Raw genomic sequence first — 19,505 nt, 5'->3', positions numbered from 1 at the left:
GGCGCTGCGCATCCGCACCGAGGAGGTGCTGCCCGTCTTCGAGAGCCTGGGCGATGTGCGCCACGCCGCCATCACCAAGAGCCAGATCGCCGACATCCTCGTCATGCGCGGGGAGCTGGACGAGGCGCTGCGCATCCGCACCGAGGAGGAGCTGCCCGTCTACGAGAGCCTGCGCGATGTGCATTCCATCGCTGTCACCAAGGGCAAGATCGCCGACATCCTTGAAAGGCGCGGGGAGCTGGACGAGGCGCTGCGCATCCGCACCGAGGAGGTGCTGCCCGTCTACGAGAGCCTGCGCGATGTGCATTCCATCGCTGTCACCAAGAGCCAGATCGCCGACATCCTCGTCATGCGCGGGGAGCTGGACGAGGCGCTGCGCATCCGCGCCGAGGAGGTGCTGCCGGTCTTCGGGAGACTGCGCGATTTGGACGGCTTGGCGCACCTCAGGTTCAGCATTGCGCAGCTCCGGCTTCAGAAGGGCATCAAACGTCAGGAAGATCTCCAGGCAATCCTGGATGATCTCGGTAAGAGCTTCAGCATCAGCCACAAGCTCAGCCGGGTAGACGGGATTGCTGTGGTCGGTAACTTGCTGGGCCAGTTGCTTATAAAGCTAAATCAGCATGATGCCGCACGCATAGTGCTTGGCCAAGCGCAGGCCGCATATGGGAAGGTCGGTCAGCCAGACGAAGCCGCTCGAATCGGTCAACTGCTCAAGCAGCTATCCGAAGAATGACGAAGGAGTGCAGAAAAATGACTGTGTCCAGTTTGGAAATTATTATCGAAGGCGACGATCCGCAGCCAGCAGCAGCCGACTTCGCGGCGCTGATCGAGAGCTTTGGAGCTGAGGCCACGGCCCAAGTGTTGAGGTCCGACGCCGCTTCGAACGAAGCGCGGCGTGTGATCGATCCAATTGCGCTTACTGCACTGGTTGTATCAATCCCGTCAGCGGTACTAGCCGTACTCCAGCTCGGTGACCGGGTCGCCGACCGGATGGAAAAGAGACGGCGGGCCAAGCAGCTGTTGGAGAGTGCGCGCCAAATCTGCGATACAGGCAAGGTCGAGTTCCTCATCGTCGGTGAAGACGGGCCGCGATCACTCATCGCGCTGTCTGCAGATGATCTGCTCGATTTGGCGGAAGCAAAGGAGCGTGACGCTACAAGCCGCCAGTAAACGCAAACGCTCCCCGTCCCGCAGATTAGGTTTTAGCCTCGTGGCGGGGCCAGTCACCGGCCAGTTCCGCCTGCTCTTCCCAACCTCGGATGAAATCCGAGCACCTGTGCAGGAGGACATCCAGGGGCAGGCGGGCCCGGCCCCTGAGACTGCACTCCCAAACCGTGAGAAGCCGCCAGCCAACGGCGCGCAAGGCGTCGGCACTGCGCCGGTCACGCTCACGGTTGCTCTCCAGCTTCTTCGCCCAGAACTCCGTCCGGGTGGCGGGCAGCCTGCACATCGGGCATCCGTGGCCATGCCAGAAGCAGCCATGAACCAGAACGATGGCCCGGTGGCGGGGAAACACGAGGTCGGGCCGCCCGGGCAGATCCCGCGCATGCAGACGGAACCGCAGACCAGCCGCATGCAGGCCGCGGCGCAGGACCATCTCCGGCTTGGTGTCCTTGCCCCGGATGCGGCTCATGTTGGCTCGAACGAACGAAATGCGCAAAATTGACCTACGCCATTATCAACCAAACACAGTAAAGTGTAGCTCTTCCAGTGTTTATGTGCGACTCTCAGCCATCAAGCGCGGAGGCGACGATGGGATCGGTGCTGGAGAATCTGGCGGCCATCCGGACCGTGGCGGAGATGACCGAAGCGTTCCGCGACGAGGCGCGGTGCCGTCGGCTGGTTGAGGCGATGGTGTGGCCGAACGGACGGCTCTGTCCGGCCTGCGGCTCACGGCGCTCGATCACTCTGGCGGGGCGCGACACGGGACGACGGTCCCGGCCCGGACTCTATCAGTGCTGCAATCCGGATTGCCGCTTCCAGTTCACCGTGACGACGCGAACCCCGTTGCATGGAACGAAGCTGCCATTGCGGACCTGGCTCATGGGACTGTGGTTCATCCTGCAATCGGACAAGGGCATCTCGTCCATCCGTCTGGCCGAAGCACTCGGCGTCAGCCAGCCGACGGCATGGCGAATGGGCCACGTCCTGCGGCTTCTGGTGTTGCACGACCATCCGCTGGGCGGGACGGTGGAGATCGACGAGTTTCATTTCGGCGCCAAGCCGCGCCGCGACCCCAACACTCCCAAACTGGGTCGAGGACGCAAGGGCCATCCCCGCACGACGAAAACTCCAGCGCTTGCGGTCGTCCAGCGGCCAAGCAGCCGGGAACCGGGAACACCGGCGGGCGAAGCCCGTGCCGCGGTGGTCGCCGACCTGTCGCTCGACGAGGCCGAGCGGGTGCTCGAAGCCGCGGTCGATCCCGATGCGCACTTGATGAGCGACGAATGGAAGGCGTTCATCGCCATCGGGAGCGCATTCGGTGCGCACGACACAGTCCGCCATTCTCAGCGCGAGTATGTTCGCGGCAGCGTGCATGCCAACTCGGCCGAGGGCTTCAACGATCGTGTCCGGCGCACGATCGCCGGTGTCTTCCATCACATCAGCCCCGACCACGCCGACCTGTATTTTGGCGAGATCGGTTTCCGCTGGTCCCAGCGCACGGTGACGGGTCAGGCCCAGCGCCGGACCCGCAAAGGACGCACGGTGATCCAAACCCTCTGGTCCCGTGTTCCCCCAGCCCTCCAGCTTCCAGCCGTCTTTCGCTACGCTGTCGGGCGCCAACTTCGGCGGACCAAGGACGGCGGGATCAGCATCCGCTCCGCCGTAGCTGTCTTTAGTTGATAATGGCGTTGACCTATAGGCGGACAAACCCGGAACAGCCACGCTGAGGGCTGCTGGAAAATCAACAACTTGGCTTGCGCTGCCCTTCAGTGCTCGGCGGCGGCGCCCTGTCGGAAAACATGTGTTTTCCGACAGGGATGGGCGACGGGTAGCCTGACCGCCCCAAAGCCTCAGAAGCGGAAGCGGGAAGCCCTGTCGGATTGATCGGCTGCACGGAAACCGTCCCGCTGGGGTTTGCCGTACAGCCATCCCGGTCCAATCGGACTTTCTGTTCCGCTGCTGACATTGTTGGCGAATTCCGTAGGCTGTGGGCATGGGTACGGTATGGGAGCAGCGGCTGTTGAGGCGACATCCTCATTCCAGGGGGCTGATCATGTCGCTCAAACCGCAGAGCATTCCGCCGGTGCCCGACCAGACCGCGGCCGTCGCGCGGGCCGCCTTCCCCAAGGGCACGGCCGTTCTCCGTCTCCGCGATGAATTGGGGACGATCTACCAGGACGATCTGTTCGCCGCCCTATACCCCCAGCGGGGCCAGCCGGCAGCAGCGCCATGGCGATTGGCGCTGGTTTCGGTCCTGCAATTCCTGGAGGGGTTGCCCGACCGGCAGGCCGCCGACGCTGTGCGCGGACGGATCGACTGGAAGTACGCTCTCAGCCTGGATCTCACCGATCCGGGCTTCGATTTTTCCGTGCTGAGCGAATTCCGCGCCCGATTGATCGCCGGAGAACAGGAGGCGCTGCTGCTGGACGCCTTGCTGATGCGGCTCAAGACAGCCGGGTTGGTGAAGGCCGGAGGCCGACAGCGCACCGATTCCACTCACGTCCTGGCCGCTATCCGCGGGCTCAACCGTCTGGAAACGATCGGCGAGACGCTGCGGGCCGCGTTGAACAGTCTGGCCGAGGCGGCACCGGCTTGGTTGACCGAACGCATCACCATCGACTGGTTCGAGCGCTATGGCCGTCGGGTCGAGGAATATCGGCTGCCCAAGGGAGAGGCCGCCCGCGCGGCTCTGGCCGAGCAGATCGGCCGCGACGGTCACCAGATCCTGGCCGCCGTCTATGCCGCGGACGCTCAGGTCGACTTGCGCGCCCTGCCAGCGGTCCAGGCGCTGCGCCGGACCTGGGTTCACCAATTCTACACCGAAGAGGATCAAGTCCGCTGGCGGACCGTAACCGAGTTGCCGCCGGCCGGCCAGCGGCATGATTCGCCCTATGACGTGGAGGCGCACTACGGCAACAAGCGCAGCGCCACCTGGGTCGGGTACAAGGTCCATCTCAGCGAAACCTGCGACGCCCAAGCGCCCCACCTGATCACCCATGTAGAGACCACGCTGGCGCCGGTCAGCGACATCGACCGCACGGCGCCCATTCACGCGGCCTTGGCGACACGCGGCTTGGTGCCCGCGGTGCACTTCCTCGATGCCGGCTATGTCGATGCGCCGTTGCTGATCGCCAGTCAAGCCGAGCACCGGATTGAGATCGTGGGGCCGGTCCGGCCCGATATCAGTTGGCAGAACAAGACCCACCAAGGTTACGACCTGGGCGCCTTCACCATCGGCTGGGACGCCCAGACCGTGACCTGTCCGCAGGGCCAGACCGCCACATCCTGGGTGCCGAAGACGGACCGCTGGGGCAACGCGGTCATCCATGTCAAATTCCCCTTCCGGGTGTGCACCCCGTGCCCGGCGCGGGCGCACTGCACCCAGGCCAAAGCCAGCCCACGGAACCTCACCTTCCGGCCGCGCGCCGAGCATGAAGCGCTTCAGGATGCTCGCCGCCAGCAGGAAACAGAGGACTGGCGCCGTCGCCCTCAACCTCGTCCGCTTGGAGGCATGGTGGACGGACCGGCCCTTGGCGAAAACTCGCGTCTCTCGTTTCGCGGCTCTTGGGCCTTCCGTCGCGTAACCCCGGAATTCGCCAACAGTGTCCGCTGCTACTCGGACCCTTGATCGGGCATCTTCGCTAGGTCGGACATGCGGCTGGATGGGCTCCATCATGCTCCGCCGGCTCACAACTTGCCCGAGCCCAAGCCCTATCTCAAACGGGCTCTTACAAATTAGACAGCATGTGTTCAATCTCAGCACGTCGCTCCCGGATGCGGCGTTCCTCCGCCTCTAGCTTTGCTAGTTCCTTCTCTAGCGCCTTTCGGCTAGGCGAACTGACCAGCAGCGACGCATGCACGCGCAGTTGCCGGCGGAACGCGACGACGTCTTCACGCCGCACCGTAGGACTGACTAGTCCAGCGGCTACAGCCTGTTGCTGCTCCTCCGGCTTCAACGTTACGACCTCGTAGACTGTCGCGTATGAAGGGGGCAGCTGATCGGCGGGGAAGGGCAGTGCACCTGTGTCGACCGCCTCCGCCACTTTCATCAGCATGTTGGCCGTGCGGTGGCTGAACGGCATGTCCCGCTCCACCATCTCGCCGAACTCACCATGCTCCAGGCGCGCTTTCGCTTCAATCAGGTGGCGGCCGACGTCCAGGAAAGCGTCGTTCGCCCGCTTCCACAGACGCCCGATTTCCTCGATAAATTCGCGACGCGTTTCCAATTTTATCAGGGCAGACACTAGGAGGTCGCCGCGGGTGTCCCGGTGGCGCTCTGCCGGCACCAAGCCATCGTCGCCGAACGCTGAGCCCAGCTTCTTGCGGGCTGGCTTCGCCGTTGGGGTCACAGGCCGATCCTCCGCCGGACTTCCTGCCACAGCGCAGTAACCTCATCCGCCCCGCGTCCGCCGACCTCCGTTACGCCGTAGCCATTGGCCATCGCACGTACCACGTCAACGCTGTCGGGGATCGCCGCTGCCGCCACATCGCCGGAGCGGATCAGTCGGAGGCGGGCGCCATCGGTCTCTTTTACCCGCGGCTTCACCCGGTTGAGGCAGTAGATCGCCGGCCGGTTTAGAGCCTGGACGGCGCGCATGATCGTTTCGACCGAGCGCACATCGTCAGGCAGCGCCTGGGTGGGGATCACCACTAGTTCCGACGCCAGCACCAGGGTTTTGAATCCCTCTGGATCCTTCTCGATTGCGGTGGGGGTGTCGACTAGCACGAGCTGTGTGCCGGCCGCATTAGCCCGATGTGCCGCGGCAGAGGTTTCGGAAATGAACCCTGGAACCGGCGTCGCGTCGGCATCAGCCCGCACCCGGGCCCATTCGGCAGAAGTCCCTTGTGCATCGGTATCGACGACCGCGACCGGCACCCCATCACCAACAGCAGCAGCAGCGAGGTTGCGCGTCAGCGTGCTCTTTCCGCTGCCGCCCTTGGGCGAGATGACGGCGATGATCTTCATGACACAGCTCTGGCCAGCCGCTTCGTGACCGGTGGCCGGCTGGGGTGCAGCATGATGCAACCAGATTCCACTCCGACCCGAGCGTCCGGATAAGCGGCCAGGGCCATGCGTAGCGCCTCGGTGAAAGGCTGCTTGAATGTGCGCAGAGAAGCGCAGCCGGCGCCAAACTGCGCATATAGGGCCTGCCAGGATATCGGTGTCGGCTTGCTGAGGCTGTGCAGGCGGTAGGCGAGCCAGACATAAATGTCGATCGACAAGGACTTGTTGCCGATTGTCCGCAACGCAGCCTCCGAAACCGGCACCGGGTGCTCGATAAGGGAGTGATAGAAGGCCTCGTTGAGCTTGACCGTCTCGCGCCACAGCATCGGCTGGGCATCGTCGTTCAGTGCCCCAGTCAGCTCTATTGCGCTGTCGACGAAGGCGCCGTTGTCACGCTGGCGAGCACCGCCGTGATCGCTGAAGAAGGTTAGGCGGCAGGCGGAGATCCGCTTAGCCTGTTCGGTCACGGCCTTGTAGGTCGCGCCACCGATGGCACCGATCCCCATGGCAGTCATCCACGCCTTCATGGATCGCCCGAGTTCTACCTCCCGCGATCCCGTTCGGAGGGCTTGGGTTTGGAGGTAGATCAGGATCATGCGGGCCTTGGAGCCGTAGGGCACGCCGATAAGCTCACCCTTCTCCGTGCAACCAGATTCCACTAGCAGCGTGACGCGGTGCCCCTCCCTGCGCCACAGCCGTTCTGGCGTGTTCTTGTGAGGCAGGGAGGTCAGGGCAAAGCCGGCATGGCAAATGCCTAGGCTTTCACCTTCATTGGCGAGGACGGCGGCAGCGATCTCTAGTTCCTGCCGTTCCAGTTTGGTGTCGGCAAGGTCGCGCGCACGCTCCAGCCCGTGGGCCGTAATGAGATGGTGGATGTTTCCCATGTCACGCATTCGGCAGATGCCAGCGGCTCCGGTCAATGGTGGAATCTGGTTGCGGGGCTATTCGGAAGCTATTTGAATTACAACTATTTGCTTAGCAACCAGATTCCACTGAATAAGCCGAGTCGTAGCAACTAGACTCCACTTTCCTGCAACCAGATTCCTGTGAATAAGTTAGGTTGGTTGGAGACGCTTAGCTCCACAGGCAGGGGCATTAGGGGCGAATCGGACAGACTGTGAATCGGCACGGGGTTTCGACGGCGATCGGCACAGTAACTTGTTGAGAGTATGATACCGCCACGTCTAGTGAACCGCCCCGGGTTTCCCGGAGGCCCCGTTTCTTGAGAGGATGGGGTCATCATGACGAAACCGGCATCACGCAAATACGCTCCTGAAGTCCGCGAACGCGCGGTGCGGATGGTGTTCGAGCACGCGGGGGATCACGCCTCGCAGTGGGCGGCGATCAGCTCGATCGCGGCGAAGATCGGCTGTACGGCTGAGACGCTGCGGGGGTGGGTCCGGGATCCGAAGGCGCTGCGGAACCAAGGCGGCCGCATCCTGGTCGGCCGTGCGGCGAGGATGGCGCAATGACGACGGTGGCATTAAACGTTGATGAGAGGGCAGCTTCGGTGTGCCGATCCTCCACCTCAACGCCTGGTACGGCGTGTGCGCCGAGCCCCTCCGCGTACACCTGGGGCTGGAGCCACGGCCGAGCCCGTGTGGGGCCAGCCTGGTGGAGATCGTAGATAGTGGCCAGCGGTGGCGACGGGCCGGGCCGGTGCGCGATTTGGGGTCACGCCATAGAGACGTCACCCCTCACCAGCATGACCGATAAGGAATTCACTGTATCTGGGTGACAGAGGCGCTTGGTTGAAGAACATCGCATCCCACTCAGCCACGGTGCAGGACATTTCGCACCGTCGACGCCTGCCACTCTCGCCCCCGGGCGGTCGGGACGCTCCGACGGTTCAGTTCCCGCGCGATTGCCCGCAGCCCAAGACCAGCAGCCCGCAGATCCTGGATGAGCGGTCGAGCATTGGCGGCGAAGCCATCGGCCGCGGCGACGAGAGCAGCGCGCGCGCACTGCAGAGCCGGCCCCGGTGTTGGGTTGCCGAGACGGGTACCACGACGCTTGGCGGCGGCCAGGGCGGCCCGGGTGCGTTGACTGATCAGCTCGCGTTCATGTTCCGCAACGGCGGCCAGGATGTGCAACGTCAGGCGGTTGGCCTCCGGCATGTCGCAGGCCACGAAGTCGACCCGGCTATCCATCAGTTTGGCGATGAAGGCGACGTTGCGCGCCAGCCGGTCGAGGCGTGCGATCACCAGCGTCGCGCGCCGGCGGACGGTCAGATCCAGGGCGGCCCGCAGTTGCGGCCTGTCGACCTTGCGGCCGCTCTCCACCTCGGTGAATTCCGCCACCAGATCGCCGCGGCCGGCGACGTGGATGGCGACCGCCTCGCGCTGGGCGTCGAGCCCCAGGCCGCTGCGCCCCTGTCGGTCGGTAGAGACCCGGTAGTAGGCGACGAAGACCCGACTCACGGCTTGGCGTCCTGCCGGGCACGCCAAGTGGATACCAGGAAGGTAGCCATGGTGCCCGCAAGATTGACCGCGAGCTCAGCATGCCGTGGCAGGGGCCGCGCCGCTTTGCGGCCTCGGCCGTGCGCGTCGCTCAGCTTGTTGCGGATTCCTGCCAGGCTGTTCACGACCGACTGGCAGTTCCCAAGAATGGCCTTGAACACCTCCTCGGTGTGCTGATCAGGGGCGAGGTTCAGGTGCTCGGCTGCTGTACGATACAGCTTCGGTAACTCGTCCTTCTCGCCGTAACTGCCGCCGGCGTCCTCAATGATGTGTTTGCATACGGTTTCCAGCAGCGTGCGGGCCGAGGTGATCGCCCCCTCCGGGTGCGTCGCGCGACGTTCCAGGGCCTTGGTCCAGGCGGCATGCACGCTGGCCTCGTCGAAGGCCGCCAGGGCTTCGGAGATGACGGCATCGGCTGGTGCTTCATAAGCTGTACCAACCTCCTGTACCGTGAAGACGGGATAGCCAGAGACTTTGCTCTTCTGCATGAGGGCAAACCCGTCCCTTCCGAGGATCGGGTTGAGGGCGTCTACGATGGCCTGTTGCTCGGCCTCGGCACGAGTCCGTGGGTGTACTACAGCTTCCAGGAATGCGAAAAATCTGCGTTGCGAGCAGTCATAGGCGCCAATCGCATCGAGCACCTCCTCGTTGTCCAGATCACAGTTGCGGATGAAATGGCGCTGCAGGTCCTCGGCCATGGTGGTCATAACGCCGTACTTGCCTGGCCTGAGGTCGATCGGGAAATGCTCCCTGATAAGGTCCAGAACATCTAACTCGCCGCCCAGATCAAACCGGTTCAGCGCTCTTCCGATGTGTCGGCGGACCAAATCGGAAGCAACGCGACCGTTGGCTTCAGCCAATCTGTCTGCCGCCTCTTCCAGCTGATAGTCGCCACCTTGCTCAACCAGGATCCGGCGCGCGATCCGAACGGTATCCTCCGAGCTCAGTTTGTTTAGCCGCGACATCACGTAACTGCGCTTGCTGGACATGGCTTCATTGCGTGTTCCCGGAGCAAGGCCAAGCCCCTCGCACACATCAGGCAGGATGTTGGCGCTGGTTGGGTAGAGCACTTCGACAATGGCAGTACGCAGCTTCGCTAGGGGCGCTGTGGATGTTGTGGAGGACATGCATCGGGTCCAATGAAGAGGGGTGTAAAAATCTTAAACGACCGTTTCGGATTTTAACACATCTGGCGTAGGACCCGAACCGGGCGAACAAAGCGCGGCACCGGGCCGGCGCCGTCGTCCCTACATCCCGACATCTATCCCCGACAGTGCGGCGATCTCATCGAGCAGTTGGGCATGGCTTTCCGCATCGAAGGGTCGCCGGTCGACGGTCACCCTATGTTGATCCGCCTTGACAAGGTCTGCATGCTTCTCGCAGAAGAGGGGTGCACACTTCTCATGAGGCGCCGCATGGCTGGCGAGGCAGTCGGTATCCGTTTCCAACGCGATGTTCTGGAGGTGTTGGATGCGCATGCGCGTGATCGCAGCGTGTCACGATCCGATGCCGTCGACGCCCTGCTACGTGGTGTCTTGGGATTACCAGACAAGAAGGTGGCGATGAGCGCCATGGGACAGGACCAAGTCAGCGGGATGACGGCCAACGCCTTTGGTCGGCAGATGGGACGGACGATCGCGGCTGCTCTCGGGGCCGAGCCGCTCACCAACAACGGCAACGAGTTCTCGCTGGATGGCAACCGCGTCGCCATCAAATGCGCCAAGGCCAAAACAACCAGCGTTGGTGTAACCCATACTATGCTTGATCGTTTGTCTGAAGTGATCGGCGCCTTCGAAACCGCTACGGGGGCCTACGACCTATACGCGCTGCCAGCAGCTCGGTTCCGCGAGTGCATGAGGGCAACCCGTAGCACTGGCCCGTCCGCTGGAAAGGTCGGTCTCGTGAGCCGATCTGTCTTCTTGTCTGAAGGACGGTTCATCCGCAGCCTCACCCCAAAGGCGGTCCGCCCCAATTTCATGCGGTGATCCGGGAGAGAGATAACCATGAGCTTTGTACTGCGCTTCCGCGATGAGGGCCCGGCTTACGAGCGGGCGAAGGCTGTCGCCGACGCCATGGGGCTGCCCATGGAGGATTACCTGCTGACCTGCATCGCCGAGGGCAACAAGATGCTGCGCACCCGCCATCTGCCGCTCGACGCCGAGTTGGACGAGCCGGCCTTCATCCGCCGCGGCCTGTCGCTGGAAGGGATCTGAGCCACCGGGCGCCACGCGACCGTCATCCGGCAACGCACGCCAAACCACAGGCGGAATGCGACCGCGGAGCCGGAGCCGAGGATCGGTGGGGTGTTTCGCGCTCCTGCGCCTCCCGGCGCCCGCGCGAAGCGGTCCGGCTATCCGCCGCACCGCCGCCGACCAGCGCCAAGGGTTGGACACGCCGGTTCTGCTGTACGAGTGGAACGGGAAGACGCTGACCGGACCGGAAGCGGGGTGATGGGCAACGGCCTCAGCCCGGCGATGCAAACCGTGGGAATTCCACACCACGGCGGAAACAGCTGGAGAAGCGGCGGGCCAACCTTTCCCGCAGGTTTACGGTGATGCAGGAAGCTGCACCGGCCGGTTCGAGACACGTCTCGGGCACACCAGCGCCGATCGCCGCGGTGGATATGGCACGCGCAAGCCGCTGTGCTTCGTCCTGACACCGCCTGAACAGCCACACGCCGTTTCCGCTTCAGCGCGTCGGTCGGACAGGCCCGCCCGCGCAGGGCGGGCCTGTCGCGCGGGCGCCGGGAGGCGCGGGGAGCGCGGCCGTCACGCCGGCGATCTATTCCCGGCCCTGCCCGCGCGAGCGCCGTCTGGGGCGCGCCGGGAACCCACCGGAGGGCGGGCAGGGGTCAACCGGCCCAGGCGGGGGCCTGGGCGGCCCGGTTCCATCGGCGGCATGGCCTCGGCCCCTGTCCGCGTCCGGCTCAGGCGACGCGGCGGGAGCTGGCGCGGTCACGGCTGGGGACGGCGCCGGTTCCGCGGCGGAAACGGGCGGGCTTGGCGGATGGGCGGGCAACGGGAACAGCACGCCGGGATGCCTGTACTCGGCGTCGTGCCGGGCCCACGCCGCGCTCAGCGCGGAAGGCGTGGACTCGGCCGGGGGAACCGGCTCCGGCGATGGTGGCGTCCACACGCCCGGGTCCCTGGCCTCGGCCGCCGCGGATTCGTCCCGGACACCCCGCGTCGCCGTTCCGCCTCGCAGGAAGCCGAGGGCGCGGCCGGCCAGGGCGGCGATGCCCCGCCCGCTGCCGGCGGCTTTATCCCGCGCCGTGGCGAGGTCCTGCCGCAGCACTTGGTTTTCCTGGCGCAGGCGCTCGGCCAGCCGTCTGTCGTCGCGGGCCTGAACCAGGCGTTCGGCCAGCCACCGGCCGGCGTCCCTGGCTTCGGGCGGCGGTGCGCCATGGTACTGGGCGGCCAGGTCGGTCGGCAGATTGGGAACGACGCAGCTCCGCACGAACCACCGCTGGCCGTCGAACTCGCCCTGAACGCGCGCTTTGGTGAGGGCGCCACGGTGACCCGCGCGTTCGGCCTCCAGGGTGGCCTCCCGCTCGGTCAGTTGCCGCCGCAGATCGGCCTGGCGGGCGCTCAGCCGCGTGGCGAACGCCAGCCAGCCCTCCCGCTGCTCGGTCCGCCACCGCCGGCGGGCGAGGCCCTGCGGTTCCGGCAACCGGCCGGCGGCGACGTCGCGGGCCCACGCCGCCTCGATGCGGTCGGCCGCCGCCGCCAGGGCGGCCGTGCGCTGCGGCACCGGGCGTTGGACGGCCGCATGGTCGCGGGCGGCTTCCCGGGCGTGCCACAGGCCGCGCGGGATGTCCGGACGAGGGGCCCGCGTGATCCCGGTGTCGCGCAGCGTGCCGCCGTGGAACTCGACCGGCAGACGCCGGTGGAAGCGCTCGGCGTAGAGCTGGTTCACCGTCTCAGCGACGTGCCGGCGGAAGCTCCTCATGACGTCGCCGCCGTCGATCGGCCGCGTGCCGTCGGCCCCGGCGGCGGCGACCAGATGGCCGTGGGGGTAGTCGCCGTTGCGCGCCGAGCGGGAATGCACCGCCCACTCGGCGCGATGGCCACGGCTCTCGAACCAAGCGGCGACCGTGCGCATCACCGCCGCCCGGTACTCCGGATCGCCGTCGTAGGGCAGGTCGATCACGAGGCCGTAGGCGGCGGCGCGGCGGTTTCGCGGAACGGCGTCGTCGGCGGCGGCGATGGCCGCCTCGACGCCGGCGATCGTGCGCTCGAACGCCGCGATGCCCACGCCATCGGCGGAGCTGGTCTCGAGATCCTCGGCGTCGCGGTCGGAGGCGGCGTGCAGGCGGTGCGTGTAGCGGGCGAGCGCCCCGCCGCGGCGCGCCGGCTCGACCTTGATCGTGGTGGTCCGGGTCGGCCAGCCGTGGACCAAGCCCACCCGGCCGGACGCCTTGCGTGCCGATGGCGCCCGCTTCGGCGGACGGCGGGCGACGGCCGCCCCGCCGCGCCGGATGCGGAAGGGGCGGGTCAGAACCCGCCGCAGTTCGCGTTCGTCGAGATGGCCGGCCCGGTGCTCGTCATCCAGCTCGGGCATGGCATGACTCATGGGGGGAATTGTTATTGGTAACGACCCGTTTAAACGGGTCCTCCCCCATGAGTCAAGTTCAAAAACAATTACTCCTCAGACAAACAAAGAAAACGTTTCCGGAAATGCTTGTCGGTTCTGCGTGTCATGTCATAACATTACAGAATAAGGCGGAGTTTTCTGGTATCCATTCACCTCACAACTCGCTGAGCACGCTTACCGCTCATCGATTTTCCGCGCGGCGGGTCCCACGGATCTGGTTCCTCGAGCAGCAAATGCCGCCACGCCCACTCCGCATGACTCTCACACCGGTGACGACGCGATCGAGGGGCCACCGTCCTTGGGCTCGGGCGGCGGGTCCTCCGGCACGATGGCCGGGGTGCTGGCCGGTGGCCAGGTGAAGCGGTAGCTCGTGCTGCGGCCGCCGCCAGGGTTGCGGGCGAGCAGGCCCAGGCCCACCAGTGCGCTCATGTCGCGTTGCGCGGTGTCCGGCGAACAGCCGCACAGGCCGGTCCATCTTTTCGCGGTGATCGGGCCGTCGAAGCCTCCCAGCAGCATGCCCAGCACCTGGCGCTGACGGCCGTTGAACGGGTGCGCGGCGTGGGTCTTCCAGAACCTTGCCGCGTTGACCACGCGCTCCGTCATCGCCTCGGCGGCCAGGATGGCGCGCTCGTAGCATTCGGCGAACCAGACCAGCCAGTCGGTGATGTCGAGATCGCCCTTCTGCGGCGCCTCCAGCGCATCGTAATAGCGTGTCCTGTCGCGTTCGATGGCCGCCGACAGGCTGTAGAAGCGCTGCCCGGTCCCTTCGGCCTGCGCCATCGCGAGGTCCGCCACCGCGCGGGCGATGCGCCCATTGCCGTCGTCCATGGGATGAATCGTCACGAACCACAGGTGCGCCAAGCCGGCGCGCAGCAGCGGATCGATCTCCCGGCCAGCGTTGAACCACCTCAGGAACACGGCCATCTCGCTCGCGACACGCCGGGCCGGCGGCGCCTCGTAGTGGATCGTGGGCCTGGGGGAGAACGGGTTGGAGACCACCTGCATGGCCCCCAGGCGGTCCGTTCGCCACCGCGCCACATCGATCCTTTCCCCTCCGGAGCGGCCGGTCGGGAAGAGAGCCGCGTGCCAGCCATGGAGGCGCTCCTCCGTCAATGGGCAGGCATGGTTCCTGGAGGCATCCATCACGACACTCACCACGCCCTCCACCTGGCGGTCGACCGGCATCGGACCGGCTTCGGGGAGGCCGAGGCGCCGGGCAACGGACGAACGCACGCTGGCCGGATTCAGCATCTCGCCCTCGATGGCGCTGGTCTTGACGACCTCCTCGGAAAGCGCCACCAGCTCGGCGTCGCGCTGCGCCGCGAAACCGATGTCGCTCATTTTCCCAAGAAGCAGTCCCTGCCGATGTCGCGCTCTGGCCAGCGGCAACAGCAAACGGTTTCCATCCCACCGGAAGCTCGGCCACTCCTCGCGCTGCCAGATGTACGTCACCATCGGTCGACCCTATTCACCGCATGATTTGCGGTGATAGTGTCCATATTCGCCTCACCGGGCAAGGTCTTCGCCGCGCATGCCGCGGTGAAAAGGCGGCAATCGCCGCACGGGATTTAGTTCCCGTCTCCCCCTCTATGAGTCGTGCCGGGGCCAGCCGGCGTCGGTGCGAAACCCGAGGTGCTGACAACGCCTTCCGACGAGGCGATCGACGGCTGGAGGGCGGCACCGCGCAGCACGCCGGGCGGGGAAGCGGTGCGGCGTTGTGTGCCGCCCCTCCATGCGCGGGCCACTACGACGATGATGCGTCCGACGTCCTTGACAGCCGTCCGCTGGTGGGCGATCGCGGCTGTGAACCCCGCCGGCGCCATGTATCATGAGGCGTAATGAGCATGCGCGGGGAGGATGATTCCATGCAGCCGGAAGCCGGGAATTCTGAGACCGAAGCTTCGTCGACGCCGCCGCTGGTCGACGAGACGGCCTTCCCCATAATCGGGTTGAAGATTCCAATATCCTTTACTCCGGTACGTATCGTGGAGGTGACGCCGGAGATGGTGCGGAACTTCAAGCCGGTCGTGAGCGACAAGCGGCATCCCTTTGGGCTTGGCTTGCCCCCGCCACTCAAACCGTAGACGAGCTTCTCGGCACCGCCGGCTGGGTCGCACGCGGCACTGTCGGACGTGCTGGTCCGACTCGGCTGCCCAGGCACCACAGGATTGAGGCCGAAGCTGCCGGCATCATGCCAATGGCGTCTGGCACAAGGAACGCTCCCGAGATGCGGATGCGCTTGATCTCGTCCAGGCTAACGGATAGGCGGTGATGCCGGTGGCGCGGAAGCTGTGGCAGCCGAGCGGCGTGGCGATGCCAGCGGCCGCCGCGCGCCGGCGCACCATGGCGTGGGCGCTCGCCTGCGGCAGCGGGCGCTCGGACATCCGGCCGGTGCCGCGGCCGAGTGTGCGGAACAGCGGCCCCTTGGGGTCACCGCGCAGGCCGGCACCGTCCAGGTAGGCCACCAGGTAGTCCTCTAGCGTGTGGTGGCAGGGCAGGGCGTGCGGCTTGCCGCCCTTCTCGCGCAGCCGCACCCACAGCCGGCGGTTCTGGACGTAGACGTCCTCGACGCGCATGGCCAGGGCGGCGCCGACGCGGGCGAAGCCGTAGACCATCAGCCCGATCAGCGCGCGGTCGCGCAGGCCGCCCGGCGTCGTCGGGTCGATGGCGTCGAGCAGCGCCCGGGCCTGGGATCTGAGTAGCAGCGGAACAGAAAACCTAGGTAAGGTGGCCTCGCGCTTGTCTGCCTGAATTGACCGGGTTCGCCCATCCTCATCGACCAGCGTCAACGATCCCATTTCGTGCGTCCCAGCCCCGTCCGGGCAGGGTGCCGGTCAGCCGGTGGAGTGGACGGGGTTGGCCAGGGTGTCATACCAGAAGGGGGGCGCCAGAAAGGGAGGCTCCCAGCACGCCTCCCAGTGCATTCCGAATCGATGGTCCAGGATGTAATAGGACAAGTCGGAAAGGCATTGCCTCGAATTGGCCAGGACCACGGCCCCCTCCCGGCGGGAGGGAACGAGAATGCAGTTGGTCGAGAAACCGGCCGTGAGGCCACCCTTCAGAACGAAAATGTCCGGCGAGAAGCGGTAACTCGTCTCCCATCCGAGGCCGATGTCCATGCTGAACCCTCCATAACGGCGTGGCCGAAGAGCACTGGTTATGGCCCGGCCGAGCGGGCCGCCCGGCGGCTCCAGACAGGCGGCAACCAAATTCAGGAGGTCGCACGCCGGTGCCCTCAGGCCTCCCGCCGCATGAAGCAGTTCAGGAATTTGCCACGCCGGGAGGCCATGTCCTTCGGGGGAGTGCCCGGTCACGGCGCCGCTTTCCGGCATGCCGAAGCCCGTTCTGGTCATGCCGAGCGGAAGCAGCACGCGCTCGTTCAGCAAGGCATCGAACGGACGCTTGGCCCGTGCAGACAGGCAGAGCCCGAGAAGGCCGTACCCAAGATTGCTGTACTGGTAGCGCCGCACATCGGGCGGAACGATGGACGACATAAAACCGGACAGCGTAGCGAGCGGATAGTCGGGGTGCTGAGCTTCCAGATCGATGTCCTCCAGTTCCGGAGGCATCATTGGAAGGCCGCTGTGATGCGTTGCCAAGTCAAGCAGCGTCACTTCGTCGAAAAAGGCGGAGGACATTTCGATCTGGTCCCGCAGGAACATGCCGACGGGCTCGTCCACGGACAGTTCGCCAGCTTCCTCCATCAGAGCGAGCAGCACGCCGGTGAGCGCCTTGCATATGGAGCCGATTTCAAACAACGACGTGCCGTCGAGCGGCGCGCCTGTTCCGCGGTCAGCCACCCCACGGCCGAGGATGTCACACCTGCCTTCGCTGTATACGCCGGCAATCACCCCGACATAGGCCCCTTGGGCAATGCGAAGGTCCAGAGCAGCAGCAATCTCTTCGAGAGGGCGCATTGAGTAAAGCTGCCGTGGTTGTAGGAGAAGATCAGAAACAACCTGTAACCCTAGCATGCTGGAATACCATAGGGTATACCCATACGACACAGCGTCGTGAGACGATCCTCAGCGTCTCATTTGGATGGATTTCGCATGAGCGAGACGCTACCGTTTGCTGGTTTAGAAGCAAACGAGACGATTCATGGCGGTCTACGGTTACGCCCGCGCCTCCACGCTGGATCAGGACGTCGCGATCCAGGAGGAGGCGCTTCGCCATTCCGGGTGCGAGGTCATCCGCTCGGAGAAGGCGAGTGGCACAACCCGCGCCGGCCGGTCGGAACTCGCTTTGCTCCTCCAGTTCCTCCGCCCCGGTGACACGCTGGTGGTCACCCGCGTCGACCGCTTGGCACGGTCGATCAAGGATCTCCAGGACATCGTGCACGAGCTGCGCGCCAAGGGCGTGGCACTGAAGGCGACCGAACAGCCCATCGACACTTCAACCTCGGCCGGCAAGGCATTTCTCGACATGCTCGGCGTGTTCGCCGAGTTCGAAACCAACCTACGCCGGGAGCGCCAGATGGAGGGCATCTCGCGCGCCAAGGCCAAGGGAATCTACAAGGGCCGCAAGCCGTCGATCGACCCGGCGGAGGTCTGGCGCTTGCGGACCGAAGAGAAGCTGGGACCAACCGCCATCGCCCAGCGGCTCGGGATCGGGCGCGCATCCGTCTATCGGGTGCTCGCCGGCACCGATCGAACCTGATGCCGGTCAGCTTTCTCACCCCGGAACAGGAAGGGCGGTACGGCCAGTTTCCGGCCGATGTGTCCGCCGAGCAGCTGGCCCGGTTTTTCCACCTCGATGACGCGGATCGCGCGTTCATATTGGCGCACCGCGGCCCCCACATGCGGCTCGGTTGCGCCGTTCAACTCGGCACGGTGCGGTTTCTCGGAACGTTTCTTGAAGATCCATGCAAGGTACCGTCGGGCGTGGTCGGCTTCCTTGGCGACCAACTTGGCGTGCCAGTCAACGGAGCGCTCGACGCATACCACGCCAGCCAATGGCGTTGGCGACACCCGATTGAAATCCGCAAACGCTATGGCTACCGCGATTTTTCGAATTCCGCCGCGCAATGGCGCCTCCAGCGGTGGCTCTACGCGCTGTGCTGGACGGGGACCGACCGGCCGACGGCCCTGTTCGACCAGGCGACGGCCTGGCTGGTAACGCACAAGGTGCTGCTGCCGGGGGCGAGCGTGCTCGAACGGACCGTCGCGCGGGTGCGGTCCCGTGCCAATAGCCGCCTGTGGCGCCTGCTGGCGGCCCGGATCACGCCCGAGCAGAAGGCGCGGCTCGACGCCCTACTGGTGGTGCCGGAGGGGGAGCGACAGAGCCCAATGGACCGGCTCCGCTCGGGACCGACCCTGCAAAGCACCAATGAATTGGTGCGCGCGATCGAGCGCCTCGACGAGGTGCGGCACCTCGTGGCTGGTCTGCCGCTCACCAACCATCTGCCGAAAACTCGCATCCTGGCTTTGGCGCGGTTCGCCGGCGTCGCCAAGGCCCAGGCGGTTGCCCGGTTGCCGGACGAGCGCCGCGCCGCCACCCTGCTGGCGTTTCTCCGGGCGCTGGAGGCAAGCTCGCAGGACGATGTGCTCGACCTTTTTGACCTGCTCGTCACCCGAATGTTCGTCGATGCTGTCCGCAAGGGCCGGGAGGCGCGGTTGCGCAGCCTGGGCGACCTCGACGCCGCCGCGCGCACCCTGAGCAGGGTCTGTGCTTTGGTGCTCGACGACGCTGTCGGCGACGCCGACCTGCGAGCCGCGGTCTTCGCAGCCGTCCCGCAAGCCGCCCTGGAAACCGCCGTGGCGCAGGTGGATGCCTTGACCAAGACGCCGGACGATCCCTACTTCGACGAGTTGCTGGCGCAGCACCGCCGCATCCGGCGTTTCCTGCCACACTTCGTGCGCGTGCTCGGCCTGGGCGCCATGCCGGCCGGACGCCCGGTACTGAAGGCCCTGCAGCACCTCCGGACAGTCGAGGACGGCAGCGCCCGCGGTGCGCCGTGGCCCACGGAGTTCGTGCCGAAGTCTTGGGAACGCCGGGTGACCCGGAACGGCGTCCTTGATCGGCGCGCCTGGACCCTCTGTCTGGTCGATCGACTGCGCGGCGCGCTCCGGCGCCGTGACGTGTTCGCGACGCCGAGTCTGCGCTTCGCCGATCCCCGCATCGGCCTGCTCGATGGTGCCGCTTGGGAGGCCGCGCGGCCAACCGTCTGCCGCACGCTGGGGAAGTCGCAGAATGCGGGCGAAGAGATCGGCCAACTGACCGAGCGGCTCGATCAGGCGTTCCGAACGGTGACCGACAACCTTCCTCAAAATGCCGGCATCCGC

At 65.7% G+C, this 19,505-nt stretch carries 17 protein-coding genes and 3 pseudogenes; 10 read left to right on the top strand and 10 right to left on the bottom strand.

Going from position 1 to position 19,505, the window contains the following annotated elements:
- Together DXK32_RS29215 and DXK32_RS29210 are read left to right on the top strand one after the other, a co-directional pair.
- Nucleotides 1-733 (top strand): annotated as a pseudogene (locus DXK32_RS29215) (hypothetical protein); the annotation flags it as partial.
- Between the two features lie 17 nt (nucleotides 734-750).
- On the top strand, nucleotides 751-1,170 hold the full coding sequence (locus DXK32_RS29210; RefSeq protein ID WP_114861708.1) for a hypothetical protein: 420 nt from the start codon (nucleotides 751-753) through the stop codon (nucleotides 1,168-1,170).
- A gap of 25 nt (nucleotides 1,171-1,195) precedes the next feature.
- Here DXK32_RS29210 and DXK32_RS29205 read toward each other — a convergent pair whose 3' ends face one another.
- Nucleotides 1,196-1,633: a very short patch repair endonuclease gene (locus tag DXK32_RS29205; RefSeq protein WP_114861707.1), complete on the bottom strand. Its 438-nt coding sequence runs from the start codon at nucleotides 1,631-1,633 to the stop codon at nucleotides 1,196-1,198.
- Nucleotides 1,634-1,752: 119 nt separating this feature from the next.
- Here DXK32_RS29205 and DXK32_RS29200 point away from each other — a divergent pair, with 119 nt between their 5' ends.
- Nucleotides 1,753-2,844: an IS1595 family transposase gene (locus tag DXK32_RS29200; RefSeq protein ID WP_114861706.1), complete on the top strand. Its 1,092-nt coding sequence runs from the start codon at nucleotides 1,753-1,755 to the stop codon at nucleotides 2,842-2,844.
- A gap of 373 nt (nucleotides 2,845-3,217) precedes the next feature.
- Nucleotides 3,218-4,748: pseudogene (locus DXK32_RS29195) on the top strand (IS1182 family transposase).
- Nucleotides 4,749-4,892: 144 nt separating this feature from the next.
- On the opposite strand, the gene DXK32_RS29190 reads toward DXK32_RS29195, so the two are convergent.
- From DXK32_RS29190 to DXK32_RS29180, 3 genes are read right to left on the bottom strand one after another with little or no spacing between them, the layout of a single operon-like run.
- On the bottom strand, nucleotides 4,893-5,513 hold the full coding sequence (locus tag DXK32_RS29190) for a DUF3102 domain-containing protein (RefSeq protein ID WP_162801404.1): 621 nt from the start codon (nucleotides 5,511-5,513) through the stop codon (nucleotides 4,893-4,895).
- On the bottom strand, nucleotides 5,510-6,130 hold the full coding sequence (locus DXK32_RS29185) for a ParA family protein (RefSeq protein ID WP_114861704.1): 621 nt from the start codon (nucleotides 6,128-6,130) through the stop codon (nucleotides 5,510-5,512). The genes DXK32_RS29190 and DXK32_RS29185 overlap by 4 nt, the downstream gene beginning before the upstream one ends.
- Nucleotides 6,127-7,053 carry a replication protein RepA gene (locus tag DXK32_RS29180; protein ID WP_114861710.1) on the bottom strand — a complete coding sequence of 309 codons (927 nt, stop codon included), beginning with the start codon at nucleotides 7,051-7,053 and terminating at the stop codon, nucleotides 6,127-6,129. The genes DXK32_RS29185 and DXK32_RS29180 overlap by 4 nt, the downstream gene beginning before the upstream one ends.
- Nucleotides 7,054-7,410: 357 nt before the next feature.
- On the opposite strand from DXK32_RS29180, the pseudogene DXK32_RS29175 reads away from it, so the two are divergent.
- Nucleotides 7,411-7,605 (top strand): annotated as a pseudogene (locus DXK32_RS29175) (IS3 family transposase); the annotation flags it as partial.
- Between the two features lie 336 nt (nucleotides 7,606-7,941).
- Here DXK32_RS29175 and DXK32_RS29170 read toward each other — a convergent pair.
- Entirely contained in the window at nucleotides 7,942-8,589 is a 648-nt protein-coding gene (locus DXK32_RS29170) for a recombinase family protein (RefSeq protein ID WP_114861703.1), read from the bottom strand.
- Entirely contained in the window at nucleotides 8,586-9,755 is a 1,170-nt protein-coding gene (locus DXK32_RS33310; protein ID WP_162801403.1) for an abortive infection family protein, read from the bottom strand. Before DXK32_RS33310 ends, DXK32_RS29170 begins: the two co-directional genes overlap by 4 nt.
- 174 nt (nucleotides 9,756-9,929) lie before the next feature.
- Between DXK32_RS33310 and DXK32_RS29160 the strand changes: the two genes are divergently transcribed.
- Both DXK32_RS29160 and DXK32_RS29155 read left to right on the top strand, forming a co-directional pair.
- Nucleotides 9,930-10,613, top strand: coding sequence for a hypothetical protein (locus DXK32_RS29160; RefSeq protein ID WP_114861702.1), 684 nt, complete (start codon nucleotides 9,930-9,932; stop codon nucleotides 10,611-10,613).
- Between the two features lie 18 nt (nucleotides 10,614-10,631).
- The gene (locus DXK32_RS29155; protein WP_114861701.1) at nucleotides 10,632-10,841 is read left to right on the top strand and encodes a hypothetical protein; all 210 of its coding nucleotides are present in this window, start codon (nucleotides 10,632-10,634) and stop codon (nucleotides 10,839-10,841) included.
- 568 nt (nucleotides 10,842-11,409) lie between these two features.
- Here the strand turns inward: DXK32_RS29155 and DXK32_RS29150 are convergent.
- Both DXK32_RS29150 and DXK32_RS29145 read right to left on the bottom strand, forming a co-directional pair.
- The gene (locus tag DXK32_RS29150) at nucleotides 11,410-13,188 is read right to left on the bottom strand and encodes a hypothetical protein (protein ID WP_114861700.1); all 1,779 of its coding nucleotides are present in this window, start codon (nucleotides 13,186-13,188) and stop codon (nucleotides 11,410-11,412) included.
- Nucleotides 13,189-13,482: 294 nt separating this feature from the next.
- Nucleotides 13,483-14,676, bottom strand: a complete 1,194-nt coding sequence (locus tag DXK32_RS29145) for a Fic family protein (protein WP_114861699.1) — start codon at nucleotides 14,674-14,676, stop codon at nucleotides 13,483-13,485.
- Between the two features lie 410 nt (nucleotides 14,677-15,086).
- On the opposite strand from DXK32_RS29145, the gene DXK32_RS29140 reads away from it, so the two are divergent.
- Nucleotides 15,087-15,305, top strand: coding sequence for a hypothetical protein (locus tag DXK32_RS29140; protein ID WP_162801402.1), 219 nt, complete (start codon nucleotides 15,087-15,089; stop codon nucleotides 15,303-15,305).
- A gap of 105 nt (nucleotides 15,306-15,410) precedes the next feature.
- Here the strand turns inward: DXK32_RS29140 and DXK32_RS29135 are convergent, their stop codons facing one another.
- Complete coding sequence (locus DXK32_RS29135; protein ID WP_247877400.1) at nucleotides 15,411-16,010, bottom strand: tyrosine-type recombinase/integrase; 600 nt, start codon at nucleotides 16,008-16,010, stop codon at nucleotides 15,411-15,413.
- 45 nt (nucleotides 16,011-16,055) lie between these two features.
- A complete protein-coding gene (locus DXK32_RS29130; protein WP_162801401.1) occupies nucleotides 16,056-17,138 on the bottom strand; it encodes a serine hydrolase domain-containing protein in 1,083 nt (360 codons plus the stop codon).
- A 184-nt stretch (nucleotides 17,139-17,322) separates the two neighbouring features.
- Here DXK32_RS29130 and DXK32_RS29125 point away from each other — a divergent pair, with 184 nt between their 5' ends.
- Complete coding sequence (locus DXK32_RS29125) at nucleotides 17,323-17,880, top strand: recombinase family protein (protein WP_114861695.1); 558 nt, start codon at nucleotides 17,323-17,325, stop codon at nucleotides 17,878-17,880.
- On the top strand, nucleotides 17,880-19,505 hold a 1,626-nt coding region (locus DXK32_RS29120; RefSeq protein ID WP_162801400.1), incomplete at its 3' end, for a DUF4158 domain-containing protein. The genes DXK32_RS29125 and DXK32_RS29120, both read left to right, overlap by 1 nt.

Source organism: Azospirillum brasilense, assembly GCF_003349955.1.
In the GTDB taxonomy this organism is placed as follows: domain Bacteria; phylum Pseudomonadota; class Alphaproteobacteria; order Azospirillales; family Azospirillaceae; genus Azospirillum; species Azospirillum brasilense_B.
The sequence above is the reverse complement of the archived record's forward strand: the minus strand, read 5'-3'. Positions and strand labels throughout refer to the sequence as shown.

What these genes read in the sequence shown, in the direction of transcription:
- DXK32_RS29210 (WP_114861708.1), top strand. Translation starts at nt 751, where the DNA reads ATGACTGTGTCCAGTTTGGAAATTATTATCGAAGGCGACGATCCGCAG.
- DXK32_RS29125 (WP_114861695.1), top strand. Translation starts at nt 17,323, where the DNA reads ATGGCGGTCTACGGTTACGCCCGCGCCTCCACGCTGGATCAGGACGTC.
- DXK32_RS29155 (WP_114861701.1), top strand. Translation starts at nt 10,632, where the DNA reads ATGAGCTTTGTACTGCGCTTCCGCGATGAGGGCCCGGCTTACGAGCGG.
- DXK32_RS33310 (WP_162801403.1), bottom strand. Translation starts at nt 9,755, where the DNA reads ATGTCCTCCACAACATCCACAGCGCCCCTAGCGAAGCTGCGTACTGCC.
- DXK32_RS29145 (WP_114861699.1), bottom strand. Translation starts at nt 14,676, where the DNA reads ATGGTGACGTACATCTGGCAGCGCGAGGAGTGGCCGAGCTTCCGGTGG.
- DXK32_RS29150 (WP_114861700.1), bottom strand. Translation starts at nt 13,188, where the DNA reads ATGCCCGAGCTGGATGACGAGCACCGGGCCGGCCATCTCGACGAACGC.
- DXK32_RS29130 (WP_162801401.1), bottom strand. Translation starts at nt 17,138, where the DNA reads ATGCGCCCTCTCGAAGAGATTGCTGCTGCTCTGGACCTTCGCATTGCC.
- DXK32_RS29185 (WP_114861704.1), bottom strand. Translation starts at nt 6,130, where the DNA reads ATGAAGATCATCGCCGTCATCTCGCCCAAGGGCGGCAGCGGAAAGAGC.
- DXK32_RS29200 (WP_114861706.1), top strand. Translation starts at nt 1,753, where the DNA reads ATGGGATCGGTGCTGGAGAATCTGGCGGCCATCCGGACCGTGGCGGAG.
- DXK32_RS29140 (WP_162801402.1), top strand. Translation starts at nt 15,087, where the DNA reads ATGCAGCCGGAAGCCGGGAATTCTGAGACCGAAGCTTCGTCGACGCCG.
- DXK32_RS29205 (WP_114861707.1), bottom strand. Translation starts at nt 1,633, where the DNA reads ATGAGCCGCATCCGGGGCAAGGACACCAAGCCGGAGATGGTCCTGCGC.
- DXK32_RS29180 (WP_114861710.1), bottom strand. Translation starts at nt 7,053, where the DNA reads ATGGGAAACATCCACCATCTCATTACGGCCCACGGGCTGGAGCGTGCG.
- DXK32_RS29160 (WP_114861702.1), top strand. Translation starts at nt 9,930, where the DNA reads ATGGCTTTCCGCATCGAAGGGTCGCCGGTCGACGGTCACCCTATGTTG.